The sequence below is a fragment of the Variovorax sp. Root411 genome (assembly GCF_001425205.1).
GTDB lineage: Bacteria > Pseudomonadota > Gammaproteobacteria > Burkholderiales > Burkholderiaceae_C > Variovorax.
In genome coordinates this window covers 117,585-141,387 of the sequence record NZ_LMDW01000012.1, presented here as the reverse complement: position 1 = coordinate 141,387, position 23,803 = coordinate 117,585, and the positions used below count along the sequence as shown (strand labels likewise).

Sequence of the window (23,803 nt, the reverse complement as noted above, 5' to 3'; positions counted from 1 at the left end):
TTCGTGTCAGCCCCCAAAAATCTCTCAGCCGGCCTGATCGTCGGCGCCATCGGCGTCGTCTATGGCGACATCGGCACCAGCGTGCTGTATGCCGTCAAGGAAGTGTTCGGCCACGGCCACGTGCCGTTCACCGTCGGGAACGTCTACGGCATCCTCTCGATGTTCTTCTGGACGCTCACCGTCATCGTCTCCATCAAGTACGTCGTGCTCGTGCTGCGGGCCGACAACGAAGGCGAGGGCGGCCTCGTGGCCATGCTGGCGCTGGCCTCCCGCGCGGTGGCCGACAAGCCCAGGCTGCGCCACGTGCTGCTGGTGGTCGGCATCTTCGGCACCTCGCTGTTCTATGGCGACGGGGTCATCACTCCGGCCATCTCGGTGCTCTCGGCGGTCGAGGGCCTGGAGGTGGTGTCGCCGCACTTCACGCACTACGTCATTCCGCTCACGCTGGTCGTGCTGTTCTGCCTGTTCGTGGTGCAGAAGCGCGGCACGGCGGGCATCGGCAAGTTCTTCGGGCCGATCACGCTGGTGTGGTTCCTGGCGATTGCCGTGCTCGGCGTGTCGCAGATCCTGCACCACCCCGAGATCCTGAAGGCGCTGAATCCGTTCTACGCGCTGAAGTTCATGTGGGACAACCCCGGCACCAGCTTCATCCTGCTGGGCGCCACCGTGCTGTGCGTGACCGGCGCCGAGGCGCTGTACGCCGACCTCGGCCACTTCGGCAAGAGCCCGATCCGCATCGCGTGGTTCTCGGTCGTGATGCCGGCGCTGACGCTCAACTACTTCGGCCAGGGCGCGCTGCTGCTGGAGAACCCCGAGGCGGTGAAGAACCCGTTCTTCATGATGGCGCCCGAGTGGGCGCTCATCCCGCTGGTGCTGCTGGCCACCGCGGCCACGGTGATCGCGTCGCAGGCCCTCATCACGGGCGCCTTCAGCGTCACGCGCCAGGTCATCCAGCTGGGCTACCTGCCGCGCCTGAACATCGAGCACACCAGCGTGCGCACGGCCGGCCAGATCTACATCCCGCTGGTCAACTGGGGCCTGTTCGTGGCCATCGTGCTGGCGGTGGTGATGTTCCGCTCGTCGAGCAGCCTGGCCGCGGCCTACGGCATCGCCGTGACGACCGACATGCTGATCACCACGGTGCTGACCTTCTTCGTGATCCGCTACGCGTGGAAGCTGCCGCTGGCGCTGTGCATCGCGTCGACCGCGGTCTTCTTCATCGTCGACTTCCTGTTCTTCGCGTCGAACCTGCTCAAGCTGTTCGAAGGCGGCTGGTTCCCGCTGCTGATCGGCGGCTTCGTCTTCACGCTGATGATGACGTGGAAGGAAGGGCGCCGCCTCATGGGCGAGGCGCAGCATGCCGACGCGATCGACCTGAAGTCCTTTCTCGGCTCGGTGTTCGTGAGCCCGCCGGCGCGCGTGGACGGCACGGCGGTGTTCCTCACGGCCGAGCCGGGCACCGTGCCCAATGCGCTGCTGCACAACCTGAAGCACAACAAGGTGCTGCACGAGCAGAACATGTTCGTGACCGTGCGCAACCACGAGGTGCCATGGATCCCGATGGACAAGCGCATCGAGATCGAGGCGCTGGGCCACCACTGCTGGCAGATCATGGTGCACTACGGCTTCAAGAACGACATCGACCTGCCGCGCGCGCTCGACAACGCGCGCATGCGCGGCTGCCAGCTCGAACCGATGACGACCAGCTACTTCCTGTCGCGCGACGTGGTGATCCCCACGCTGGGCAGCGGCATGGCGCCATGGCGCGAGAAGCTGTTCGCGCAGATGCACCACAACGCGAGCGGGGCGGCGGCGTTCCTGGGGCTGCCGAACAACGCGGTGGTGGAGCTGGGGTCGAAGATCGAGATCTAGCGGGAGCTGGCTGCGGGCAAGGAGAGAAAAAGGCCCCGGCCGGCAAGGACATCGCCGCTTCCGGCAACATCGCGCCCGATACCCATGCAGCCGCCGCCCCTGGCACCGCAAGAAAGAACGCCTGATGAAAAACATCCTCTTCGTCGCCGATCCGCTCGATCATTTCAAGATCTACAAGGACACGACCTTCTCGATGATGCGCGAGGCGCAGCGCCGCGGTTATCGCATCGCCGCCTGCCTGCCGCAGGACATCCAGTGGAAATCGGGCGGCGTGGTCACGGCCACGGTGCAGCAGATCACGCTGACTGGCGACGCCAGGGCCTGGTACCGCGTCGACATCACGGAGTCGAAGGCGCTGAAGAATTTCGACGCCGTGCTGATGCGCAAGGACCCGCCCTTCGACGCCGAGTACATCTACGCCACCCACCTGCTGGAGCAGGCCGAGCGCGAGGGCGCGCAGGTGGTCAACAAGCCGCGTGCGCTGCGCGACCACCCCGAGAAGCTCGCGATCATGGAGTTTCCGCAGTTCGTCACGCCCACGCTGGTCACGCGCAGCGCGCAGGCCGTGCGCGACTTCCACGCGGAGCACGGCGATATCATCCTGAAGCCGCTCGACGGCATGGGCGGCATGGGCATCTTCCGCGTGCGGCAGGATGCGCTGAACCTCGGCTCCATCGTCGAGACGCTCAACAAGAGCGGCGCCGAGACCATCATGGTGCAGCGCTTCGTGCCTGAGATCGTGCAGGGCGACAAGCGCATCCTGATCATTGCGGGCGAGCCGGCGCCCTTCGTGCTCGCGCGCATTCCGCAGGGCACCGAGGTGCGCGGCAACCTCGCGGCCGGCGGCAAGGGCGTGGCCCAGCCGCTCACGGCGCGCAATCGCGAGATCGCCGAGACCGTGGGGCGCACGCTCGCGCCGCGCGGTCTGTTGCTGATCGGGCTCGACGTGATCGGCGACTCGGTGACCGAGATCAACGTGACCAGCCCGACCTGCTTCCAGGAGATCACCGAGCAGACCGGCTTCGACGTGCCGGCGATGTTCATCGATGCGCTCGAGGCACACTTGGCCCGGGCTTCAGCGCACTGATCGCTGCCCGTCCACGAACACATGCAGTTCGCCCGGCGCGAACTGCGTCCATGTCTCGTTGGTGGTGAGCGGCGCGGTCACGACCACGGCCACGCGGTCGTTGGGCGTGGTGTGCCGCGCGAAGTCGATTTCCAGGTCCTCGTCCGACAACTGCGCCGTCACGAAGGGATGGCGGCGCTCCACGTACCAGAGGTTGGTCGAGGCATGCGCCCACAGCGCCTGCCCGTTGGACAGCATGAAGTTGAAGGTGCCGTGCGCCGCGAGCTGCGGAGCCAGTTCGCGCAGCGTGAGCGTCAGCTCCTCGATGCTCGGCACGCCCGCATGCGACTTGGCCAGCTCCTGCATGATCCAGCAGAAGGCGTGCTCGCTGTCGGTGTTGCCCACGGGATGGAAGTTGCCGTGCAGGCGCGGGCGGAATTCCTTCAGGTCGCCGTTGTGTGCGAACACCCAGTAGCGTCCCCACAGCTCGCGCACGAAGGGGTGGCAGTTCTGCAGGTTGACTTCGCCCTGCGTCGCCTTGCGGATGTGCGCGATGACGTTGCGGCTCTGTATGGGGTAGCGCCGGATCAGCTCCGCCACCGGCGATTCGCACGCCGGCTGGTGATCGACGAAGTGGCGCAGCCCGCGGTCCTCGAAGAACGCGATGCCCCAGCCATCGGCATGATGGTCGGTGCGGCCGCCGCGTTGCGCGAAGCCGGTGAAGCTGAAGGTCACGTCCGTGGGCGTGTTGCAATTCATTCCAAGCAATTGGCACATGGCGCCATTAAAGCGCGAGCGCCAGCCGCTTGGCGAATCTGCTCGCCCTTTCAGCGCACGAAGCGGCCTTCGGGCGTGACGCGCACCATCTCGATGAAGCGCGAGCCGGTGGTGTTGCCGGTCGAGAAATCGATGTCCATGCCGGCCAGGCGCAGCTTGAATGCGCGCAGCGTCGCATGCAGGCGCGCGCGCGTCAGGTCGCGGCCGGTGCGCTTGAGCGCCTCGATCATCACCAGTGCGTTCAGGTAGCCCTCGAAGCTGCCGTAGCCCACGGGCACCTGTGCCCGCTCGGCCAGCCGGCGGTAGTCGCGCGTCACGGTTTCCACCTCGCCCCAGGGATAGGGCATGACCTGCGAGATCGCCAGGCCGCCCGCCTGCAGGGTGACCACCTTGGCCGTGACCTCGCCCGGAACGATCGACATGCCGTAGAACATCGGCTTGCTGCCGGCGGCGTAGGTGGCCTTGATCACCTCGCCGGCCACGGTGCCGGCCAGGTACATCAGGATGGCCTGGGACTGGCTGTCGGCCAGCGCCTTGCCGGCGGCTGCGGCGTTCGAGCCGTCGCCCTTGGCCATGACCGTGGCCGTCGGCGCGAGCTTGTGGGTGGCCATGGCGGCCTCGATCAGCTTGATCGCCTCGGCACCGCCGGGATTGTCGAGATGGGCGATGGCGATCTTGTTCACGCCGATGGTGACAAGGTGCTCGACCAGGGCCTGCGCCTCGCGTGCGTTGCTGGCGCGCACGAAGTAGGCCGAGCCCGCGACGCTTTGGCGCGCGCTGTCGCCCACCCCGTAGCCGCCCACGCTGGGCGCGCCGCTCTGCTGCAGCAGCTTGGCCGCGGCGGCCGTCGTGCCCGAGCCCACGCAGCCGAAGAAGGCGAACACGCGGTGGTCGTTCAGCAGCTTGCCGTAGTTTTCCAGCGCCTTGTCGGGCTTCAGCTCGTCGTCGAGCGCCACCATCTTGATCTTGCGCCCGCCCACGCCGCCTTGTTCATTGGCCGAATCGAACGCCAGCGCGGCGCCGTTGTGCACGACCTTGATCTGCGAGCCGAGCGGACCGCTCAGCACGGCCGAACTGCCGAGCACGATTTCACCGTCGGTCACCCCCGGCTCGGCCGCTTGCACCGACGAGAGCCGCGTGAGGCCGCCGGCGAGAACCGCCGTCGAGGCGATAAAACTTCTGCGTTGCATGTAAGAACCCACCCTAACTGTGTTTAACAACTGTTAACAATTAGAAACGATGGGTTCTTAGGTACTACCGGGTGCTTACCCTTGTTGTGGCGGACGGCGCAATTGCCAGGCCGCGCAGATGGCAATCGCGCAAAGCCCTGCCAGCATTGCGAATACCTCGTTGAAGGCGGCCAGCCGCGCCGGGCTGCTCATCGGGTTGGCGAGCGAATCGCCATGCGCCGCCAGCCGCCACTCGAGCACGATGGCGCACAGGCTCACGCCCGCCGCGCCGCCCAGCATGCGCACGAAATTGATGGCGCTCGCCCCCTGCGGGATCAGCGGCTTGGCCAGCGGCCGCATCGAACCCAGGTTGAGCGAAGGCAGGATGAAGCCCAGCCCGATGCGCCCGATGATCGCGAAGGCCACCAGCAGCCATAGCGCGCTGTCGAGCCGCAGCACCATCATCAGCGCGAACGACGCCGCCAGCAGCGCGAGGCCGATCGTCACCAGCACCCAGGTCGGGTGCCTGTCGGCCAGCCGGCCCACGCCTGCGATGGTCAGCGCCAGCACGATGCCCGCCGGCAGCAGGATGGTGCCCACGTGCGATGCGGAGAGATGCAGCCCCACCTGCATGTACACCGGCAGCAGGTAGGTCGAGCCGAACAGCGCCGTGCCGTAGATGAAGGCGACCACGCTGCCCATTGCGAACTGCCGGTACTGGAACAGCGCGAGGTTCATCAGCGGCGTGCCGCCCGAGGCCGCGAGCCGCCGCTGCCACCACACGAAGGCGGCGAACGCCACCAGCGCGCCTGCCAGCAGCAAACCGGCCTGCAGCGGCGAATCGCCGCGCAGCGCGACCAGTCCGTTCAGCAGGCACAGCGTGCCGACCGTGCCCAGCGCCAGCCCGCGCGCGTCGAGTCCGCCGCCGCGCACAGCGGCCACGCCGCCGGGCGCGGTGGTCGGCACGAACTTGTAGGCCAGCCAGAGAGAGGCCAGGCAGAACGGCACCACCATGAAGAAGATCGAGCGCCAGCCGAACAGGTCGACCAGCACCCCGCCGATGCTCGGCCCCACCGCTGGCGCCAGCACCACGCCCATGCCGAAGATGCCGCTCGCGCGTCCCTGCTCGTGCGGCTCGAAGGCGCGCAGGATGATGATCGCCGGAATGGGCTGCACCACGCCCGCCGCCAGCCCCTCGGCCACGCGCGCGAACAGCACCAGGGAGAAGTCGTTGGCCACCCCGCCCACGATGCCGCCCGCGAGCAGCAGCAGCATCGTGCCCACGTAGGTGCGCCGGTAGCCGTAGCGCGACAGCAGCCACGGCGTAGTGAGCATCGAGACCGTCATCGCCACCATGAAGCCCGAGCTCACCCACTGCGCGCGCTCCTGGCCGAGCGAGAAGTGGTGGCTCATGCCCGGGATCGCGACGTTGACGATGGTCGAGGACATGATCGACGCCATCGTGCCCACCATGACCGACAGCAGCAGGTACCAGCGATAGCGCTCGCCATAGCGCTCGCGCAGCGTGCCGATGGAGGGCGGGGCCGGCGTGGTCGCGGCTTCGGAGGTCTGTGGGGAGGTCATGGGGCGGCGGAATGTCTCGGGTCCGTCGTCCTACAAGCATATCGGTCTTTGCGCGGGCGGGCGCGCGGCGGGCGGCCCGCACAATGCGTCGGCTGTCCCCTCAGCGTCAGGAAGAAGATCAACACAACACATGGACTCCACGCCCGACAAACAACAAGCCAACGCCCAACCGGCCCCCGCCGAGCCGGAAGGTGCTTCCACGCTCGCGACCGAGCTGGCCGCGCCGACCGTGAGCCGCGCCTACCGCTGCCAGTGCGGCCGCCCGATATTCCTGCGCAACAGCGAGTGCCTGGCCTGCCACACGCCGCTCGGCTACGTGATCGACCGGCTCGGCGTGATGCCGCTCGCGCCGGCGGTGGGCGAGGGCGCGCAGCCCGACACCTTCACCGTGTTCGGCGATCCGCACGGCAAGACCTATCGCCGCTGCACGAACCTCATGACCCCGGCCGCCTGCAGCTGGATGGTGCCTGCCGCACGCGAAGGCGAGACCCTGCCCGACGACACCCAGGGCCTCGCACCGGGCTACTGCCTGGCCTGCAGCGTCACCCGCACCATTCCCGATCTTTCGGTGGAGAACAACGGCGAACTCTGGCGCAAGCTCGAAACCGCCAAGCGCCGGCTCGTCTCGCAACTGCTCGCGCTCGGCCTGCCGGTCGTGAGCCGCCACGCCGACCCGGTGCACGGCCTGACCTTCGACTTCCTCAGCAACATGCCGGGCGGCCCGCACGTGATGACCGGCCACCAGCACGGCGTGATCACCCTCAACGCCGAGGAAGCCGAGGACGCCGTGCGCGAGCGCATCCGCGCGGAGATGCGCGAGCCCTACCGCACGCTGCTGGGCCACTTCCGCCACGAGATCGGCCATTACTACTGGGACCTGCTGGTTCTGCCCACGCCGTGGCTCGACGACTTCCGCGCGCTCTTCGGCGACGAGCGCGCCGACTACGCCGCCGCGCTGCAGCACCACTACGAACAGGGCCCGCCGCCCGACTGGGCCGACCGCTTCGTGAGCAGCTACGCGAGCACGCATCCCTGGGAAGACTGGGCCGAGACCTGGGCCCACTACCTGCACATGGCCGACACGGCGGACACCGCGATGAGCTTCGGTGTCGATGCAACCAACGTCGAACTGGCCAGCGACCTCTTCACCGCCGACGACCTCTGGCAGCCGGACGATCCCGATGCCGGCAAGTTCCTCGATTTCATCAACGGCTGGGTGCTGCTCACCAACGTGCTCAACGAGCTGTCGCGCAGCATGGGGCAGCCCGACTACTACCCCTTCGTGCTGCCGCGCACGGCGGTGGGCAAGCTGCAGTTCATCCACCGCGTGATCACGCAGCAGCGGCCGGGCAGTGCACCGACGATGGTGATGGCCGGCGACGTGGCCGATTCCGCACCCGACGAGCAGGAGCAGTCACAGGGGCAATCGCAGAACCCTGCTCAGTCCTGAGCCGGCGATGCGCCGGTCGCGCAGCGCATGCAGATGCACGCCAGCCCGCGCATGTCTTCCGGCAGGTTCGTGAGCGGCGCCTTGCCGAAGTCGGCCTGCATGCACCAGCAGGGCGGCTGCGCCTCGCCCGTCTCGCGTTCGATTTCCATAGCGCAGCGGTTCGCCTCGCCGCACAGCGGACAGCGTGTGGCGTCGATCAGGCCGGTGGCTGCCGCCGAAGTCGTCATGCGATCTCGAAAGCCGGCAGCTTCTTCGCCACCGCCACGTTCTGCAGCGTCACGTAGACCGGCAACCCGCCGCTGTAGGCCGGGTAGTCCTCGCCCTCGATCAGCGGCAGCAGGTAGCGCCGGCACTTCTCGGTGATGCCGTAGCCATCGTCCGAGATGAAGTCGCGCGGCATCGGCTTCTCGACGTTGGCGACGGATTCGAGCGGCGCACAGCCCAGGCGGTAGGCATAGGGCACATCGGACGTGCGCTCGATGGTGGGCATGACGGCGTTGCGGCCTTCGAGTGCCAGTTCCACCGCGCGCTGTCCCAGTTCGTAGGCCTGCTTCACGTCGGTGGCCGAGGCGATGTGGCGCGCCGCACGCTGCAGGTAGTCGGCCACGGCCCAGTGGAACTTGTGGCCCAGCGCTTCCTTGACCATCTGCGCCACCACCGGCGCCGCGCCGCCGAGCTGCGCATGGCCGAAGGCGTCGCGCGTGCCCTGCTCGGCAAGGAAGGTGCCGTCGGGGTGGTGGCAGCCTTCGGACACCACCACCGAGCAGTAGCCGTGCTGCTTCACCAACTCATCGACGCGCGCGAGAAAGCGCGCCTTGTCGAACTCGATCTCCGGGAACAGCACCACCACCGGAATGCCCTGGTCCGCCGCCAGGGCGCCAGCCGCGGCGATCCAGCCCGCATGCCGGCCCATCACTTCGAGCACGAACACCTTGGTCGATGTTGCCGCCATCGAACGCACGTCGAACGAGGCCTCGATGGTCGACACCGCCACGTACTTCGCGACCGAGCCGAAGCCCGGGCAGCAGTCGGTCAGCGGCAGGTCGTTGTCGATGGTCTTGGGCACGTGGATGGCCTGCAGCGCATAGCCCATCGACTGCGACAGTTGGCTCACCTTGAAGCAGGTGTCGGCCGAATCGCCGCCGCCGTTGTAGAAGAAGTAGCCGATGCCGTGCGCCTTGAACACTTCGATCAGCCGCTCGTACTCGCGACGGTTCTTCTCGAGCGACTTGAGCTTGTAGCGGCACGAGCCGAAAGCGCCCGAGGGCGTGCTGCGCAGCGCCGCGATCGCCTCGGCCGATTCGGCGCCGGTGTCGATCAGTTCCTCGGTCAGCGCGCCGATGATGCCGTTGCGCCCGGCATAGAGCTTGCCGATGCGGTCGGGATGTTTTCGCGCCGTCTCGATCACGCCGCAGGCCGACGCGTTGATGACCGAGGTGACGCCGCCCGACTGGGCGTAGAAGGCGTTGAGGATGGGCATGCGCGGCATTCTCCCGCAGCCCTCCGGCAGGCGCCAGTGTCAGGGTGACAGGATGTCAGCGGCTCTCGAAGACCGGCGGGCGCTTCTGCAGGAAGGCGCTCACGCCTTCGCGGAAGCTCGGGCGGTCGATCAGATCGCGCTGGCGCTCGCTCTCGTAGTGCAGCTGCTCCTTCAGCGTGTGGCGCTCAGAGGCCTCGAAGGCCTCGCGTGCTTCGAGCACGGCATGCGCCGGTAGGCGAGCGAGGCGCTGCGCGATGCCCTTGGCCTCCTCCATCAATTGCTCGTCGTCCACGCAGCCCCAGATCAGGCCCCATTGCACGGCACGCCCCGCGCCCACGCGCTCGTCGAGCAGCGCCATGCCCATCGCGCGCGCCCGGCCGGCGCGGCGCGGAATGGCCCAGGTGCAGCCCAGGTCCGGCACGATGCCGAGCTTGGGCAGGAAGGGCAGGTAGAAATACGCACTGCGCGCGGCAATGGTCACGTCGGCTGCCAGCGCAAGGCCTACGCCGGCGCCGGCCGCGGGGCCATTGACGGCGGCGACCACCGGAACAGGCAGCGTGCGCAGCGTCTCGATCAGCGGATTGCTGAGTTGCTGCATCCACTCGGCCGTCTGCGTGCCGAGCGACTTGCCTTCGTCGCCCGGCGCCATTGCGCTCAGGTCGGCGCCCACGCAGAAGGCCTTGCCGGCGCCCGTGAGGATCACTGCGCGCACCGCGCGGTCGTCGCGTATGCGTTCCAGCGCATCGCGCAGTTCGACCTGCAATTCGCGCGCGATCGGGTTGAGCTTGGCGGGAAGATTCAGCGTGAGCGTGGCGATGCCGTCGGCCAGCTCCTGGAGGATGTAGGGCTGGTCGTTCATCGGGCGGTGGAAGTGGGTGCGTCGGGGCTCATGGGCATCGATGGTTCGATGCACGCGAGCCCGGGTCAAGCCGGGGACAACCCGTGTGACGGAAGTCGCCAAGGCGACCGTGTGCCCATGCCCTTCGGGAGAGGCATGGCGGCCGGCTGCGCATCCGACACGGTGATGCACGACGGTTCCAGCGCCGACACCAGTACCCGCCGGTGCTCGGTGCCTTCGAAGCGATCGCCGGGCGCCAGCACGATGTCGCGCGGATCGCGGTCGAGTGTGACCCAGACCGAGCCGCTGCGGCATTCGATACCCACGCCCGCGCCATCGGTTACGGCGAAGACGGAACGCTTCGGCAGGCTGACGTCGAAGCGGGAAGAAGTGTTGGAAGAGGTGCGCATGGCAAGCTCCATTGCATTCGTGATACGAATGAATATAGTGAGCTGATCTCTCCTTTGCACGCGGTAATTCGGAACTCTTTGCATGCACACAGAGAATGCAAAAGCCCCCGGGGCCGCCAATGGCGAGCTGCCGCCGCTCGAACTGCTGCGCAGTTTCGAGGCGGCCGCGCGGCGGCTGAGCTTCACGCTCGCGGCGGGCGAGCTGCACCTGACGCAGTCGGCCGTGAGCCGGCAGATCCAGCAGCTCGAAGCCAGCCTGGGCGTGCTGCTGTTCGAGCGCCGCCACCGCGCGCTGTCGCTCACCGAGGCCGGCGGCGTGCTGCAGCGCGCCGTCACCGACAGCCTGGAGCGCCTGCGCGACGCCACCGCGCGCGTGCGCGCCAGCGCCGCGCCGCGCCAGGTGGCGATCACCACCACGCCGGGATTCGCATCGCTGTGGCTCATTCCGCGGCTCGCGCGCTTCACCGGCAGCCATCCGCAGGTCGATGTGCGCATGTCGGCCACGCTCGACGTGCTCGACCTGGAGCGCAGCCGCATCGACGTGGCGGTGCGCTTCGTGCCGATCGATCGCGGCGTCGGTGCGGCGCTGTTCGAGGAGTCGGTGGTGCCGCTGTGCGCCCCGCAGCTCGCGGCGGCCTTGCACGCGCCCTCGGATCTTTCGGGGCTCACACTGCTCACGATCGAGTACCCGGACCACAGCGAAGCACCGACGACCGACTGGGAGCCCTGGCTCAAGGTCATGGGGCTCGCCGACCTGCGCATGAAGAGCACGCTGCGCTTCACGCAATACGCCGACGCGGTGGCCGCGGCCGTGGCGGGCCAGGGCGTGGTGATCGGCCGCCTGCCGCTGCTGCAGGACCTGGTGAAAGACGGCCGCCTGGTCGCACCGCTGGGCGAAGGCGCCGCGTCGCGCCGCGGCTACTTCGTCGAGATGTCGAAGCGCGCCGGGAGCAACCGCGACGCGCAGGATTTCGCGCAGTGGCTGCGCGACGAAGCGGACGCGGCGCGGCGGACCTGAAGGCCCGCCGTGCCGGCGCTGTGCAGCAAGGTCGCGATCAACCCGGCAGCAGCACCTTGTTCACGACGTGGATCACGCCGTTCGACTGGTAGACGTTGGCGATCGTCACCATCGCCGTGCCGCCCTTGGCGTCGGTCACCATCACGTTGCCGCCGCTCATCGTCGCGGTCAGCGTGCCGCCGCTCGCGGTCTTCAGCGTGGCCTTGCCGCCACCTGCATTGATGGCGCTCATCAGCGCCGGGCCGTCCATCCGGCCGGGCACTACGTGGTAGGTCAGCACCTTGCTCAGGGTGGGCTTGTTCTCGGGCTTGAGCAGCGTGTCGACCGTGCCGGCCGGCAGTGCGGCGAAGGCCGCGTTGGTCGGTGCGAACACGGTGAACGGGCCGGGGCTCTTGAGCGTGCCCACGAGGTCCGCGGCCTTCACGGCCGCGACCAGCGTGGTGTGGTCCTTCGAATTCACGGCGTTGTCGACGATGTCCTTCGTCGGGTACATCGCCGCACCGCCGACCATCGGGTTCGACGACATGCCGCCGCTGCTGCCGCCCATGGCCGTGCCGCCCGCGCAAGCGCCGAGCAGGACCGAAACGCCGACTGCAATCATGAGTTTTTTCATTGAAGGCTCCTGGAAAGAATGGTTCTTGGTGGAAGGTGACTGTGGAAACCGCCAGCAGCTCGGAGGCGCGATGCGCTTGAGTTGGATACGGCGCGGCCGCGCAACTGGATTCACGCGTCGGCACCGCGTCGGCTTTGCGCCACAACCGCACGTGCGGCGCTTGCGCGTCGCATGCGGGCTCGCCAAAATCCGCCCTTCGTTTTTCAGCGACAGTTTCTTTCCGCCGCGCCTGGCGACGACCAACCTCCCGGGCGACAAACCAATCCAATGAACCGTTTCCTGAACACCTGATCCGCACACCGACCGCCCCGGCCGGATGTGCATCCATGCACCCGCCGAGGCCTGTCGACAAAGGCCCCGCGCAGCCATTCGCCGGGGCCTTTCTGTTTTTCGGAGTGTGCGCACATGAGTGCTCAACGAAAGGCCCGCGACGACGACAAGCGTCTGGGCCGGTTTTACTTTTCGGTGCCCGGCGTGGCACCTCGCAATCCTGTAGTGGCCGCGATGGCGCGCGGCGAATCGAACCAGAAAGCAGGGCGCCACCTGCGCACGCACCGCGCCGAGCGGCGTGCGCAGAAGGTGGCGCTGCAGAAGGCCGGGTACCGCTTCACGGAGGACTGACGGGCATGCGTGAAGACATGGGCAAGGCCGTCGTCGCGATCGCGCATGATGGGAAGTGCGCCACTGCCATCCACGAAAGAAGCACCATGGGCATCACCGCCTCCAACTGGTTTTTCTGGGCCGCCCTGTCGGCCGTCTTCGCCGCACTGACGGCCATCCTCGCCAAGCTCGGCCTTGCGGGCGTCGACTCCGACATGGCCACGCTGGTGCGCACCGTGGTGATCCTCGTGGTGCTCGCGGCCTTCGTGCACGCCACCGGCAAATGGACGAACCCGCTGCAGCTCTCGCCCCGCACCTGGCTGTTCCTCGTGCTCTCCGGGCTCGCGACGGGCGCGTCGTGGGTCTGCTACTTCCGCGCGCTCAAGATGGGCAATGCCTCGCAGGTCGCGCCGGTCGACAAGCTCAGCGTGGTGCTGGTGGTGCTGTTCGCCGTGATGTTCCTCGGCGAGCGCCCCTCCGGCCGCGAATGGGCGGGCGTGGCGATGATCGCGGGCGGGGTGCTGATGCTGGCGATCAAGCGCTGAGCCGCACCGGCGCAGGCGCGCGCGGCAGCACGAGGAACGCGAGCGTGCCCGCGGCCAGCATGGCCGCGACCGTGAGAAACACCGCTCGGAACGGCTCGACGCCATTCGCCACGGCCCACGACGCGGCCACGCCGGTGGTCCACTGCATCAGCGAGACGCCGAGGAACATCGCCATGTTGAGCAGCGCCATCGCGCGTCCCGTCATCGCAGCGGGGTAGGCGTTCCTGGTGTAGGCGTACTGCAGCACGCTGTAGCCCGAAAGCAGGCCGTAGAAGACCGGCAGGCCGATGTCCACCGCGCGCGATTGCGTCAGCGCCATGGCGCCGAACATCAGCGCGCCGGCGAACGAGCATCCCATCATCCAGTGCGCGCGGCGTGCGCCGCCCGGGTCCATCCGACCGAACAGCGCCGGGCTGAGCATGCCGGCGACCGTCATGACCAATGCGACATTGCCGCTGGCCACCAGCGACAGGCCGTGCCGGTCGTGCAACACCGGCCCGAGCCACAGGCCGCGCAGCGTGATGAAGGCTGCGTACGACACGCAGGCGAAGCACAGCAGGCCCAGGGTGTGCGGCATCGCGAACAGCGGCAGCAGTTCGCGCACGGCCTTGCGCAGCGACTGACGCTCGGCCAGTGCAGCCTGCGGGCTCGCTTGATCCGCCGCACGAGCGGGTTCGCGCACACGCCAGAAAATGACCAGCCACGAAAGCACAGCGAACGCGGCCAGCACCGCATAGCCCGCGCGCCACGACGCAGCCTCGATCAGCAGGGCCAGGGGCGTGCCGGTGAACAGAATGCCCAGCCCCGCCAGGCTCATCACCAGCCCCGACATGGCGGTGAAGCGCGAGGCGTCGAAGTGCCGCGCGATGAACACCGTGCAGGCCAGGAAGGCCGGCGCGCAGCCGACGCCAATCAGCGCCTGCCCCAGCAGCAGGGCGCCGAAGCTCGACGCCATTGCGCACAACGCCGCGCCCGCGATGGCCAGTGGAAAGGCGACCAGCACCGTACGGCGCACGCCGAACATGTCGATCGACACGCCCATCGCGAGCTGCATGATGCCGAACATGAAGTGGAAGGTGCCGGCCCAGGTGCCCAGCTGTTGCGGCGTCAGGCCGAAGTGGCCGGCGAGCGGCGTGGCCATCATGGCGCCGACGGTGCGGAAGGCCTGACTCAGGGCGAAGGCGCTGGCCAGTGCGACCAGCATCGCGGCGGCCGAGGTTGACCAGCGCGGCGGAGGCGGCAATGCCGCATTCGTGTTCATCGAGGGGGGAATTCGAAAGAAGAGAGCGGCATGAATGCTAATGGCACGTCGCTTCTCACGCAGAACGGCGCCCTCGGGCGCCGTTCGTTCGCTTGAACCCCGGCAGGGTGCCGGGGATGCAGATCAGGCCTCGCCCTTCACCTTCAACCGCCACGCATGCAGCAACGGCTCGGTGTACCCGCTCGGCTGCTCGATGCCCTTGAACACCAGTTCCTGCGCCGCCTTGTAGGCCGCCGAGGTCTCGAAGTGGCCGGCCATCGGCTGGTACAGCGGGTCGCCCGCGTTCTGCTCGTCGACCACCTTGGCCATGCGCTGGAAGGTCTCGTCGACCTGCGCCTTGGTCACCACGCCGTGCAGCAGCCAGTTGGCGATGTGCTGGCTCGAGATGCGCAGCGTGGCGCGGTCTTCCATCAGGCCGACGTTGTGGATGTCGGGCACCTTGGAGCAGCCCACGCCCTGGTCGATCCAGCGCACCACGTAGCCGAGGATGCCCTGCACGTTGTTGTCGATTTCCTGCTGGCGCTCTTCAGGCGTCCACTTGGCCTCGGGCGCGATCGGCACCTGCAGCAGCGCGTTGAGGATGTTGTCGCGCTCCGCGTCGGCGTCGATCTTCTCGAGTTCCTGCTGCACCGCGGTCACGCTGACCTGGTGGTAGTGCAGCGCGTGCAGCGTGGCGGCGGTGGGCGAGGGCACCCAGGCGGTGTTGGCGCCGGCCTTGGGGTGGCCGATCTTCTGCTCGAGCATCGCGGCCATCAGGTCGGGCATGGCCCACATGCCCTTGCCGATCTGCGCCTTGCCGCGCAGGCCGCACGAGAGGCCGACCAGCACGTTGTTCTTTTCGTAGGCGCCGATCCACGCGCTCGACTTCATGTCGCCCTTGCGGATCATCGGGCCGCCCTGCATGGCGGTGTGCATCTCGTCGCCGGTGCGGTCGAGGAAGCCGGTGTTGATGAAGGCCACGCGCGCGGCGGCTTCGGCGATGCAGGCCTTCAGGTTCACGCTGGTGCGGCGCTCCTCGTCCATGATGCCGAGCTTCACCGTGTTGGCGGGCAGGCCGAGCAGTTGCTCGACGCGGCCGAACAACTCGCTCGCGAAGGCCACTTCGGCCGGGCCGTGCATCTTCGGCTTGACGATGTAGATGCTGCCGGTGCGCGAGTTGCCCTTGCGCTTCAGGTCGATGGTGGCGATGGTGGTGGTGACCACGGCGTCGAGGATGCCCTCGGGGATTTCCTTGCCGCCGGCATACAGCACGGCCGGGTTGGTCATCAGGTGGCCCACGTTGCGCAGGAACATGAGCGAGCGGCCGTGCAGCTTCACGGGTTGGCCGTTGGCGCCGGTGTACTCGCGGTCGGCGTTGAGGCCGCGCGTGAAGGTCTTGCCGCCCTTGGCGACTTCTTCCGTCAGCGTGCCTTCGACGATGCCGAGCCAGTTCGTGTACGCGACCACCTTGTCGGCCGCGTCGACCACGGCCACCGAGTCCTCGAGGTCGAGGATGGTCGAGAGCGCGGCTTCGAGCACGAGGTCGCTCACGCCGGCCGCATCGGTCTTGCCGATGGCGGTGCTGCGGTCGATGCGGATGTCCAGGTGAATGCCGTTGTGCTTGAGCAGCACCGACGACGGCGCGGCGGCATCGCCCTGGTAGCCGATGAACTGCGAGGCATCGGCCAGGCCGGTGCTGCTGCTCTGCAGCGCGACGACGAGCTTGCCGTCCTTCACGCTGTAGCCGGTGGCCATCTTGTGCGAGCCGTTTTCCAGCGGCGCGGCCTGGTCGAGCACGTTGCGCGCGAACTCGATGACCTTGGCACCGCGCACGGGGTTGTAGCCCTTGCCTTTCTCGGCGTCACCGGCTTCGGAGATGGCGTCGGTGCCGTACAGCGCGTCGTACAGCGAGCCCCAGCGCGCGTTGGCGGCGTTGAGTGCGTAGCGCGCATTCAGGATCGGCACCACCAGCTGCGGGCCGGCCTGCAGCGCGAGTTCGGAGTCGACGTTGGCGGTGGTGGCCTTCGCGCCCTTGGGCTGCGGCAGCAGGTAGCCGATCTTTTCCAGGAAGGCGCGGTAGGCCGGCATGTCGGCGATCGGGCCGGGGTTCTTTTTGTGCCACGCGTCGAGCTCGCTCTGCAGGCGATCGCGTTCGGCGAGCAGCGCGATGTTCTTCGGTGCAAGGTCATGGACGATGGCGTCGAATCCCTTCCAGAAGACATCGCTGGCCACGCCGCTGGCGGGCAGGACCTTGTCCTCGATGAAGCGGTGGAGCTCGGTCGCGACCTGGAGTCCGTGGGCGGTGGTGCGAGTGGTCATGGGGTTTCTCCTTGAGAAAGATGCAATCCTGGACCGAACTTTATTCGATACTTTGCTGGCCAGTAAGGGCCGAGGGCGGGATTTATCTGTGACAAAAATAAAGGTAATCGAGATTCTTCCGCGAGGGCATCAGACCTGCCCGCTGAGCTCGCGCGCGGCCGCGCGCACCGGCTCGATATAGCGCTCGTCATACCGGTGCGTGGGCATCGTCAGCGTGACGGCCGCAGCGAGGCTGCCATCGGCATGGAACACCGGCGCCGAGATCCCCGCCAGTTCAGCCGTGCGGTCGCCCACCAGCGCGCAATAACCCTGCGCGCGGATGGCGTCGTACAGCTTGCGTTCCTTGGTGCCGCGCGGCCGCTCGGCCTCGGGTCCGAAGGCGATCAGCACGCGCGCGCCCGCGCCGCGGTCGTTGGGCAGCAGGTCGCCAGCGCGCACGTGGTCGCGCACCACATGCGATGAGTCGACCCGGAACTGGCACAGCCGCACCCAGCTGTCGCCTTGGTCCTGCCGCACGTGGTACGCCGCGCTTTCGCCCGTTGTTGCGGCGAGCGCGCGCAGCACCGGCGGCACGATGCGATCGAGCGACAGCGACGCCGCGTACAGCCCGTGCAGCCGCGCGATCTCCATGCCCAGCGCGTAGCGGCCGTCGTCCTGCCGGCGGATGAGCCGCGCATGTTCGAGCGAGGCCAAAAGTCGCAGCACCGTGCTCTTGTAGAGCTGCGTGCGCTCGGCGAACTCAGCGAGCGACAGCGCCTCGTCGCCCGGCTGGAAGGCGCAGAGCAGGCTCAGCGCGCGGTCGACCGCGGCGGCGCCGCCGGGGGCGGCATTGAGGTCGGACACCGATTCGGTCTGGGCTTTGCGGGGCATGGCGTGGCTTGACAGTCGACTGGATCGACGGTCTAATTCTGTTTAACGGAATATAGTTCTATAAGATAGAACAGTCAAGACCAAGGAGACGAAACCGATGACCCCCCCCGACGTCCTCATCAGCGAGGTCGGCCCGCGCGACGGCCTGCAATCGGTCAAGGTCACTATGCCCACGGACTACAAGCTGCGCTGGATCGACGCGCTCCATGCCGCCGGCGTGCGCGAGATCGAGGTCGCCTCCTTCGTGCCCGCGAAGCTGCTGCCGCAGATGGCCGACGCCGCCGAGGTGGTGCGCCACGCCATCACGCTGCCCGGCCTCACGGTGATGGCGCTGGTGCCCAACCGCAAGGGCGCGCAGGCCGCGCTCGAAGCCGGCGTGCACAAGCTCACGATGCCGGTGTCGGCCAGCGTCGCGCATTCGCTGGCCAACGTGCGCAAGACGCCGACGGAGATGGTCGAGGAAGTGCGTGCCATCGCCGAGCTGCGCAACGCCATCGCGCCGCAGGTGAAGCTGGAGGCCGGCATCTCCACCGCCTTCGGCTGCACGCTGCAGGGGCTGGTGCCGGAAGACGACGTGATCCGCCTTGCCGCGCAGTGCATCGAGGCCGGTGCCGACGAGTCGGGCCTGTCCGACACCGTTGGCTATGCCAACCCGGCGCAGGTGCGCCGCCTGTTCAAGCGGCTGCGCGCCGAACTCGGCCAGCACGCCGGCGCGGCCCACATGCACAACACGCGCGGCCTCGGCATCGCGAACTGCCTCGCCGCGTGGGACGAGGGCGTGCGCACCTTCGATGCCTCGCTCGGCGGGCTAGGCGGCTGCCCTTATGCGCCGGGTGCGTCGGGCAATGCCGTCACTGAAGACCTCGTCTTCATGTTCGAGGCCATGGGAGTGCGCACCGGCATCGACATCGAAAAACTCATCGCGGCGCGCGCGCCGCTCATGGCCGGCCTGCCCGGCGAACCGGTCTATGGCATGACGCCCGAGGCTGGCCTGCCCAAGGGCTTTGTCCAGGGAATCAATGCACATGTCTGAAGCCAACCCACTTCCCTACGCCGGCGTTCGCGTCGTCGAGTTCACCCACATGGTCATGGGCCCGACCTGCGGCCTGCTGCTGGCCGACCTCGGCGCCGAGGTCATCAAGGTCGAGCCCATCGAGGGCGACAGCACGCGCCGCCTGCTCGGCTCGGGCTCGGGCTTCTTCCCAACCTTCAACCGCAACAAGAAGAGCATCGCGCTCGACCTGAAGAAGCCCGAAGGCGTGGAGGCCGCGCTGCGCCTGATCGCCACGGCCGACATCGTGAGCGAGAACTTCAAGCCCGGCACGATGAAGAAGCTGGGGCTCGATTACGACACGCTCAGCAAGCTCAACCCGCGCCTCATCTACGTGAGCCACAAGGGCTTCCTGCCCGGCCCCTACGACCACCGCACCGCGCTCGACGAGGTGGTGCAGATGATGGGCGGCCTCGCCTACATGACCGGCCGCGCGGGCGACCCGCTGCGCGCGGGCACCAGCGTGAACGACATCATGGGCGGCATGTTCGGCGCCATCGGCGCCATGGCCGCCCTGCGCCAGCGCGATCTCACCGGCAAGGGCTGCGAGGTGCAGTCGGCGCTGTTCGAGAACAACGTGTTCCTGGTCGCGCAGCACATGATGCAGTTCGCCGCCACCGGCAAGGCCGCCGACCCGATGCCCAGCCGCATCTCGGCCTGGGCCGTGTACGACGTGTTCACGGTGAAGGACGGCGAGCAGATCTTCCTGGCGGCCGTGAGCGACAAGCAATGGACCATCTTCTGCAAGGCCTTCGGCCTCGACGAGATGCTGGCCGACCCGCGCCTGAAGACCAACAACGACCGCGTGCTGGCGCGCGAATGGATGATGCCGATCCTGCGCTCGCATCTGGCCGGCCACAGCGCCGCCGAACTGAGCGCGGTGTTCGAGCGCAACGAATTGCCCTTCGCGCCCATCACCAAGCCGCAGGAGCTGTTCGACGATCCGCACCTCAACGCCACGGGCGGCCTCGCGCCGGTGCGCATGAACGACGGCAGCACCGCTAAGGTGCCGCTGATGCCGTTCACGCTGGGCGGCGAGCGGCCCGGCATCCGCCTTCAGCCGCCGCACATCGGCGAACACAGCCGCGAACTGCTGAAAGAAGTGGGCTACAGCCACCCGGAGATTGCCGCGCTCGAGGCGCGTGGCGCGACGCTCGGCGACTGACCCCAGGCTGCGGGCGATATAGTTTCCGCCCCATGGACCGCCTCAAGCAGCTCGAATCCTTCGTCTCGGTCGCGACCCGAGGCGGTCTCACGGCCGCGGCCAAGGCGGAGGGCGTGGCGCCGGCCATCATGGGGCGCCGGCTCGATGCGCTCGAGGAGCGGCTGGGCGTCAAGCTGCTGGTGCGCACCACGCGGCGCATCACGCTCACGCACGAGGGCAGTGCCTTTCTCGAAGATTGCCAGCGCCTGCTGACAGAGTTCGCGAACGCCGAGGCCAGCGTGAGCGCCGGCGGCGTCAAGGCCAGCGGCCATTTGCGCGTGACCGCGCCGGCGGGCTTCGGCCGCCGCCATGTCGCACCGCTGGTGCCGCGCTTTCATGCGCTGCATCCGGAAGTGACGATCTCGCTGAACCTCAGCGACCGCGTGGTCGATGTCACCGGCGAGAGCTTCGACTGTGCCGTGCGCGTGGGCGACCTGCCTGATTCTTCGCTGGTGAGCGTACGGCTCGCCGACAACCGCCGCCGCTGCGTCGCCACGCCCGAGTTCGTGCGCCGCCACGGCATGCCGAAGCACCCGGGCGAACTCTCGCGCTTTGCCTGCCTCGCGCTGTCGAGCGACGCCTCGCAGACGCGCGGCTGGGCCTTTCGCATTCCCACCGAGAGCGGCGCGCAGGAATTGATCCACCTGCGCCCCAGCGGCCCGCTCGATTGCTCCGACGGCCAGGTGCTGCACGATTGGTGCCTGGCCGGCCACGGCATCGCCTGGCGCAGCACCTGGGAGGTGGAGGCCGAGATCGACGCCGGCCTGCTGGTGCCGCTGCTCGACGAATTCGCCGCGCCGCCGAACGGCATCTACGCGGTGTTCGCAGGCGCCAAGCACCTGCCGTTGCGGGTGCGGCTGTGGCTTGATTTCCTCAAGGAGCAGTACGGGAGGCCGGAATTCTGGGGTGGACGGGCGTAGAGCGCTTTCGTCGCGTCACAATCTGTTTACATTCCCGTTCCATTGACGCTCCGCGAAGCCTGGGGGCGAGTCACAGCCTTGAAAGCCATCGATGACGCTCGAAGCCATCCTCGCGTACATGCACTTGCTCGCCATCCTGACGATGGTCGTTTTCATTTCCAGCGAGGCGGCGCTGTGCCGGATTCAGTGGCTCAACGCGGCCGTGGTGGAGCGGCTGGCCAAGGTCGACATGGTCTACGGCATGGCCGCCATCGCGGTACTTGCCACGGGCATCGCGCGCACGTGGTGGGGGATGAAGGGCACGGCCTGGTACTGGACCAACCCGCTGCTGCATGTGAAGCTGGGGCTCTTCATCATCGTCGGCGTGATCTCGATCTTCCCGACGCTGACCTACTTCCGCTGGCGCAAGACGCTGCGCGCCACCGGCAAGCTGCCGGCCGAGGCCGATGTGAAAAAGACGCGCCGGCTGGTGATGATCCAGGCGCACCTGATCGCGCTGATTCCGCTGGTGGCGGTGTTCCTGGCGCGCGGCTTCGGCAAATAGGCCGGACGAAAAAAGGCCCGCACGCGGCGGGCCGTTCCTTCTTTTTGTGCGCTGGCTTTTCTTCAGCGCCGCGGTGCGTCAGCCCTTGGCGGCGTCCGCTTCGCACTTCTTCATGAAGCTGTTCTTGGCGGCGCCGGCCAGTGCCTTGCCGTTCTTGTCGACAGCCTTGGTTGCGCAGGCGGGAGCCGCTGCGGCCTTGGCTTCCTTCTCGCACTTCTTGATGGAGCTGTTCTTGGCCGCGCCTGACAAGGCCTTGCCATTCTTGTCGACAGCCTTGGTCGCGCAGGTCGCGCCGGCGGCGGGTGCGGCCGCAACAGCGGGGGCTGCTGCCGGCGCGGCGGCCTTGTCTTGAGCCTGTGCGGCACCGAAGGAAAGGCAGGCGCCGAGTGCGATCAGGGAAAGGAGCTTCTTCATGGTGATATGTCCTTGCAAGATGGAGTTGTGACAGGTGCCCCGCCCTGGGGCCGACCATCCTAACGGGCGACGACAACGATCGGATGACGATCGTTAACTGGGCCCGGGTTTGCCCCCGGTAAAATTCCCGGATGCTATTGGTCAAACAGGAGCTGCTCGCGGCGCTCGCGAACACGCTCGAATCCTTCTCGCCCGGCGCCGGCTCCAAAGCCGCGTTCGAGTCGCCCAAAGTCGCCGCGCATGGCGATTTCGCCAGCACGGCCGCGATGCAGCTCGCCAAACCGCTGGGGCGCAAGCCTCGCGAGCTGGCCGAGCAACTGAGCGCTGCGCTGCTCGCCACCCCCGCTTTCGGCCAGTGGGTCGAGGCGATCGAGATCGCCGGCCCCGGCTTTCTCAACATCCGCCTGAAGACGGCGGCCAAGCAGCAGATCGTGCGCGAGGTGCTGTCCGCCGCGAATGCTTTCGGGCAGCAGCCGGCCACCGGCGAGAAGGTGCTGGTCGAGTTCGTCTCGGCCAACCCGACCGGCCCGCTGCACGTTGGCCACGGCCGCCAGGCCGCGCTGGGCGACGCCATCTGCAACCTGCGCGCCTCGCAGGGCGAGAGCGTCTGGCGCGAGTACTACTACAACGACGCCGGCGTGCAGATCCAGACGCTGGCCAACAGCACGCAGCTGCGCGCCCGCGGCTTCAAGCCCGGCGACGCCGAATGGCCCAGCGGCGACAAGGCACCGGCCTACAACGGCGACTACATCGCCGACATCGCGGAAGACTTCAAGGCGAAGAAGACCGTCAAGTCGGAAGACCGCGAAGTCACAGCCAGCGGCGACATCGAGGACATCGACGCGATCCGCGAATTCGCCGTGGCCTACCTGCGCCGCGAGCAGGACCTGGACCTGCAGGCCTTCCGCGTGCGTTTCGACCAGTACTACCTCGAGTCCAGCCTCTACACCAGTGGGCGGGTCGAGGCTGCGGTGCAGAAGCTCGTGGCCGCCGGCAAGACCTTCGAGGAGGACGGCGCGCTGTGGCTCAGGTCGACCGACTACGGCGACGACAAGGACCGCGTGATGAAGAAGCGGGACGGCACGTACACGTATTTCGTGCCCGACGTCGCGTACCACATCGCCAAATGGGAGCGCGGCTTCCACAAGGTCATCAACATCCAGGGCACCGACCACCACGGCACCATCGCGCGCGTGCGTGCCGGCCTGCAGGCGGCGGGCGAAGGCATTCCCGAGGGCTACCCCGACTACGTGCTGCACACCATGGTGCGCGTGATGAAGGGTGGAGAAGAGGTCAAGATCAGCAAGCGCGCCGGCAGCTACGTCACGCTGCGCGACCTGATCGAGTGGACCAGCACCGACGCCATCCGCTTCTTCCTGCTGAGCCGCAAGCCCGACACGGAATACACCTTCGACATCGACCTCGCGGTGACGAAAAACAACGACAACCCGGTTTATTACGTGCAGTACGCCCATGCGCGCATCTGCTCGGTGCTGGCCGGCTGGGGCGGCGACGCCGCCACGCTCAAGGACGTCGACCTGTCGCCGCTGGAGAGCCCGGCGGCCCAGGCGCTGATGCTGCTGCTGGCCAAGTACCCGGCCATGCTCACGGCTGCGGCCAAGGATTTCGCCCCGCACGACGTCACCTTCTACCTGCGCGAACTGGCCGCCAGCTACCACAGCTATTACGACGCCGAGCGCATCCTGGTCGACGACGAAAAGGTCAAGCTGGCCCGCCTCGCGCTGGTCGCCGCGACCGCGCAGGTGCTGCACAATGGCCTCGCGATTCTCGGCGTCAGTGCGCCGAGCAAGATGTGAAC

Annotated in this window: 24 protein-coding genes; 12 read left to right on the top strand and 12 right to left on the bottom strand. The window is 67.7% G+C overall.

Annotated elements, in window-relative coordinates; all coding sequences use genetic code 11:
* The first annotated feature begins 3 nt into the window (after nt 1-3).
* Together ASC92_RS11660 and gshB are read left to right on the top strand one after the other, a co-directional pair.
* Nucleotides 4-1,872, top strand: coding sequence for a potassium transporter Kup (locus tag ASC92_RS11660; protein ID WP_056516344.1), 1,869 nt, complete (start codon nt 4-6; stop codon nt 1,870-1,872).
* A gap of 124 nt (nt 1,873-1,996) precedes the next feature.
* Entirely contained in the window at nt 1,997-2,959 is a 963-nt protein-coding gene (gene gshB / locus ASC92_RS11655; RefSeq protein WP_056515060.1) for a glutathione synthase, read from the top strand.
* Here gshB and ASC92_RS11650 read toward each other — a convergent pair.
* The 3 genes from ASC92_RS11650 to ASC92_RS11640 all read right to left on the bottom strand — a co-directional run bounded on the left by ASC92_RS11650 (nt 2,948) and on the right by ASC92_RS11640 (nt 6,468).
* Entirely contained in the window at nt 2,948-3,715 is a 768-nt protein-coding gene (locus ASC92_RS11650) for a class II glutamine amidotransferase (RefSeq protein ID WP_056515057.1), read from the bottom strand. The two genes, gshB and ASC92_RS11650, sit on opposite strands and share 12 nt — an antisense overlap.
* A 50-nt stretch (nt 3,716-3,765) precedes the next feature.
* Nucleotides 3,766-4,905, bottom strand: a complete 1,140-nt coding sequence (locus tag ASC92_RS11645) for an ABC transporter substrate-binding protein (RefSeq protein ID WP_056515054.1) — start codon at nt 4,903-4,905, stop codon at nt 3,766-3,768.
* Nucleotides 4,906-4,980: 75 nt separating this feature from the next.
* Nucleotides 4,981-6,468, bottom strand: a complete 1,488-nt coding sequence (locus ASC92_RS11640) for a DHA2 family efflux MFS transporter permease subunit (protein WP_056515051.1) — start codon at nt 6,466-6,468, stop codon at nt 4,981-4,983.
* 130 nt (nt 6,469-6,598) lie between these two features.
* On the opposite strand from ASC92_RS11640, the gene ASC92_RS11635 reads away from it, so the two are divergent.
* Nucleotides 6,599-7,918, top strand: coding sequence for a putative zinc-binding metallopeptidase (locus tag ASC92_RS11635; protein ID WP_056515048.1), 1,320 nt, complete (start codon nt 6,599-6,601; stop codon nt 7,916-7,918).
* On the opposite strand, the gene ASC92_RS11630 is transcribed toward ASC92_RS11635, so the two are convergent.
* The 4 genes from ASC92_RS11630 to ASC92_RS11615 form a co-directional block, all read right to left on the bottom strand.
* Nucleotides 7,909-8,145 (bottom strand): cysteine-rich CWC family protein, encoded by a 237-nt coding sequence (locus ASC92_RS11630; RefSeq protein ID WP_056515044.1) that lies wholly within the window; start codon nt 8,143-8,145, stop codon nt 7,909-7,911. The two genes, ASC92_RS11635 and ASC92_RS11630, sit on opposite strands and share 10 nt — an antisense overlap.
* Nucleotides 8,142-9,398 carry a 6-phosphofructokinase gene (locus tag ASC92_RS11625; protein WP_056516339.1) on the bottom strand — a complete coding sequence of 419 codons (1,257 nt, stop codon included), beginning with the start codon at nt 9,396-9,398 and terminating at the stop codon, nt 8,142-8,144. Before ASC92_RS11625 ends, ASC92_RS11630 begins: the two co-directional genes overlap by 4 nt.
* A gap of 55 nt (nt 9,399-9,453) precedes the next feature.
* The gene (locus ASC92_RS11620) at nt 9,454-10,257 is read right to left on the bottom strand and encodes an enoyl-CoA hydratase-related protein (RefSeq protein ID WP_056515041.1); all 804 of its coding nucleotides are present in this window, start codon (nt 10,255-10,257) and stop codon (nt 9,454-9,456) included.
* 65 nt (nt 10,258-10,322) lie between these two features.
* On the bottom strand, nt 10,323-10,646 hold the full coding sequence (locus ASC92_RS11615; RefSeq protein ID WP_056516336.1) for a DUF2917 domain-containing protein: 324 nt from the start codon (nt 10,644-10,646) through the stop codon (nt 10,323-10,325).
* 82 nt (nt 10,647-10,728) lie between these two features.
* On the opposite strand from ASC92_RS11615, the gene ASC92_RS11610 reads away from it, so the two are divergent.
* Entirely contained in the window at nt 10,729-11,664 is a 936-nt protein-coding gene (locus tag ASC92_RS11610; protein ID WP_056515036.1) for a LysR substrate-binding domain-containing protein, read from the top strand.
* Nucleotides 11,665-11,701: 37 nt separating this feature from the next.
* Here ASC92_RS11610 and ASC92_RS11605 read toward each other — a convergent pair whose 3' ends face one another.
* Nucleotides 11,702-12,277 carry a fasciclin domain-containing protein gene (locus ASC92_RS11605; protein ID WP_157609049.1) on the bottom strand — a complete coding sequence of 192 codons (576 nt, stop codon included), beginning with the start codon at nt 12,275-12,277 and terminating at the stop codon, nt 11,702-11,704.
* On the opposite strand from ASC92_RS11605, the gene ASC92_RS28585 reads away from it, so the two are divergent.
* The 3 genes from ASC92_RS28585 (at nt 12,264) to ASC92_RS11595 (ending at nt 13,422) form a co-directional block, all read left to right on the top strand.
* The gene (locus tag ASC92_RS28585) at nt 12,264-12,548 is read left to right on the top strand and encodes a hypothetical protein (RefSeq protein WP_157609048.1); all 285 of its coding nucleotides are present in this window, start codon (nt 12,264-12,266) and stop codon (nt 12,546-12,548) included. The genes ASC92_RS11605 and ASC92_RS28585 overlap by 14 nt on opposite strands.
* A 134-nt stretch (nt 12,549-12,682) precedes the next feature.
* Nucleotides 12,683-12,898, top strand: a complete 216-nt coding sequence (locus tag ASC92_RS11600; RefSeq protein ID WP_056515032.1) for a hypothetical protein — start codon at nt 12,683-12,685, stop codon at nt 12,896-12,898.
* 92 nt (nt 12,899-12,990) lie between these two features.
* A complete protein-coding gene (locus ASC92_RS11595; RefSeq protein ID WP_321164584.1) occupies nt 12,991-13,422 on the top strand; it encodes an EamA family transporter in 432 nt (143 codons plus the stop codon).
* On the opposite strand, the gene ASC92_RS11590 is transcribed toward ASC92_RS11595, so the two are convergent.
* The 3 genes from ASC92_RS11590 to ASC92_RS11580 all read right to left on the bottom strand — a co-directional run bounded on the left by ASC92_RS11590 (nt 13,412) and on the right by ASC92_RS11580 (nt 17,851).
* Nucleotides 13,412-14,683: an MFS transporter gene (locus ASC92_RS11590; protein ID WP_056515029.1), complete on the bottom strand. Its 1,272-nt coding sequence runs from the start codon at nt 14,681-14,683 to the stop codon at nt 13,412-13,414. The two genes, ASC92_RS11595 and ASC92_RS11590, sit on opposite strands and share 11 nt — an antisense overlap.
* A gap of 123 nt (nt 14,684-14,806) precedes the next feature.
* Entirely contained in the window at nt 14,807-16,981 is a 2,175-nt protein-coding gene (locus ASC92_RS11585) for a malate synthase G (protein ID WP_056515026.1), read from the bottom strand.
* A gap of 129 nt (nt 16,982-17,110) precedes the next feature.
* The gene (locus tag ASC92_RS11580) at nt 17,111-17,851 is read right to left on the bottom strand and encodes an IclR family transcriptional regulator (RefSeq protein WP_056515024.1); all 741 of its coding nucleotides are present in this window, start codon (nt 17,849-17,851) and stop codon (nt 17,111-17,113) included.
* 97 nt (nt 17,852-17,948) lie between these two features.
* On the opposite strand from ASC92_RS11580, the gene ASC92_RS11575 reads away from it, so the two are divergent.
* From ASC92_RS11575 to ASC92_RS11560, 4 genes are all read left to right on the top strand, one after another.
* Nucleotides 17,949-18,884 (top strand): hydroxymethylglutaryl-CoA lyase, encoded by a 936-nt coding sequence (locus tag ASC92_RS11575; protein WP_056515019.1) that lies wholly within the window; start codon nt 17,949-17,951, stop codon nt 18,882-18,884.
* Nucleotides 18,877-20,067 carry a CaiB/BaiF CoA transferase family protein gene (locus tag ASC92_RS11570; protein ID WP_056515015.1) on the top strand — a complete coding sequence of 397 codons (1,191 nt, stop codon included), beginning with the start codon at nt 18,877-18,879 and terminating at the stop codon, nt 20,065-20,067. The genes ASC92_RS11575 and ASC92_RS11570 overlap by 8 nt, the downstream gene beginning before the upstream one ends.
* A gap of 32 nt (nt 20,068-20,099) precedes the next feature.
* Nucleotides 20,100-21,026 (top strand): LysR family transcriptional regulator, encoded by a 927-nt coding sequence (locus ASC92_RS11565; RefSeq protein ID WP_056515012.1) that lies wholly within the window; start codon nt 20,100-20,102, stop codon nt 21,024-21,026.
* Nucleotides 21,027-21,117: 91 nt separating this feature from the next.
* Entirely contained in the window at nt 21,118-21,570 is a 453-nt protein-coding gene (locus ASC92_RS11560) for a DUF2214 family protein (protein WP_056515010.1), read from the top strand.
* Nucleotides 21,571-21,648: 78 nt separating this feature from the next.
* Here the strand turns inward: ASC92_RS11560 and ASC92_RS11555 are convergent, their stop codons facing one another.
* Nucleotides 21,649-21,984 (bottom strand): hypothetical protein, encoded by a 336-nt coding sequence (locus tag ASC92_RS11555; RefSeq protein ID WP_056515007.1) that lies wholly within the window; start codon nt 21,982-21,984, stop codon nt 21,649-21,651.
* 131 nt (nt 21,985-22,115) lie between these two features.
* Between ASC92_RS11555 and argS the strand changes: the two genes are divergently transcribed.
* On the top strand, nt 22,116-23,801 hold the full coding sequence (gene argS / locus ASC92_RS11550; protein ID WP_056515004.1) for an arginine--tRNA ligase: 1,686 nt from the start codon (nt 22,116-22,118) through the stop codon (nt 23,799-23,801).
* The last annotated feature ends 2 nt before the right edge of the window (nt 23,802-23,803 follow it).

Bases quoted from the DNA above. Each gene is read 5' to 3' on its own strand.
- gshB (WP_056515060.1), top strand. From the start codon at position 1,997: ATGAAAAACATCCTCTTCGTCGCCGATCCGCTCGATCATTTCAAGATC.
- ASC92_RS11650 (WP_056515057.1), bottom strand. From the start codon at position 3,715: ATGTGCCAATTGCTTGGAATGAATTGCAACACGCCCACGGACGTGACC.
- ASC92_RS11645 (WP_056515054.1), bottom strand. From the start codon at position 4,905: ATGCAACGCAGAAGTTTTATCGCCTCGACGGCGGTTCTCGCCGGCGGC.
- ASC92_RS11640 (WP_056515051.1), bottom strand. From the start codon at position 6,468: ATGACCTCCCCACAGACCTCCGAAGCCGCGACCACGCCGGCCCCGCCC.
- ASC92_RS11635 (WP_056515048.1), top strand. From the start codon at position 6,599: ATGGACTCCACGCCCGACAAACAACAAGCCAACGCCCAACCGGCCCCC.
- ASC92_RS11630 (WP_056515044.1), bottom strand. From the start codon at position 8,145: ATGACGACTTCGGCGGCAGCCACCGGCCTGATCGACGCCACACGCTGT.
- ASC92_RS11625 (WP_056516339.1), bottom strand. From the start codon at position 9,398: ATGCCCATCCTCAACGCCTTCTACGCCCAGTCGGGCGGCGTCACCTCG.
- ASC92_RS11620 (WP_056515041.1), bottom strand. From the start codon at position 10,257: ATGAACGACCAGCCCTACATCCTCCAGGAGCTGGCCGACGGCATCGCC.
- ASC92_RS11615 (WP_056516336.1), bottom strand. From the start codon at position 10,646: ATGCGCACCTCTTCCAACACTTCTTCCCGCTTCGACGTCAGCCTGCCG.
- ASC92_RS11610 (WP_056515036.1), top strand. From the start codon at position 10,729: ATGCACACAGAGAATGCAAAAGCCCCCGGGGCCGCCAATGGCGAGCTG.
- ASC92_RS28585 (WP_157609048.1), top strand. From the start codon at position 12,264: ATGAGTTTTTTCATTGAAGGCTCCTGGAAAGAATGGTTCTTGGTGGAA.
- ASC92_RS11605 (WP_157609049.1), bottom strand. From the start codon at position 12,277: ATGAAAAAACTCATGATTGCAGTCGGCGTTTCGGTCCTGCTCGGCGCT.
- ASC92_RS11600 (WP_056515032.1), top strand. From the start codon at position 12,683: ATGAGTGCTCAACGAAAGGCCCGCGACGACGACAAGCGTCTGGGCCGG.
- ASC92_RS11590 (WP_056515029.1), bottom strand. From the start codon at position 14,683: ATGAACACGAATGCGGCATTGCCGCCTCCGCCGCGCTGGTCAACCTCG.
- ASC92_RS11585 (WP_056515026.1), bottom strand. From the start codon at position 16,981: ATGACCACTCGCACCACCGCCCACGGACTCCAGGTCGCGACCGAGCTC.
- ASC92_RS11580 (WP_056515024.1), bottom strand. From the start codon at position 17,851: ATGCCCCGCAAAGCCCAGACCGAATCGGTGTCCGACCTCAATGCCGCC.
- ASC92_RS11575 (WP_056515019.1), top strand. From the start codon at position 17,949: ATGACCCCCCCCGACGTCCTCATCAGCGAGGTCGGCCCGCGCGACGGC.
- ASC92_RS11570 (WP_056515015.1), top strand. From the start codon at position 18,877: ATGTCTGAAGCCAACCCACTTCCCTACGCCGGCGTTCGCGTCGTCGAG.
- ASC92_RS11565 (WP_056515012.1), top strand. From the start codon at position 20,100: ATGGACCGCCTCAAGCAGCTCGAATCCTTCGTCTCGGTCGCGACCCGA.
- ASC92_RS11560 (WP_056515010.1), top strand. From the start codon at position 21,118: ATGACGCTCGAAGCCATCCTCGCGTACATGCACTTGCTCGCCATCCTG.
- ASC92_RS11555 (WP_056515007.1), bottom strand. From the start codon at position 21,984: ATGAAGAAGCTCCTTTCCCTGATCGCACTCGGCGCCTGCCTTTCCTTC.
- argS (WP_056515004.1), top strand. From the start codon at position 22,116: ATGCTATTGGTCAAACAGGAGCTGCTCGCGGCGCTCGCGAACACGCTC.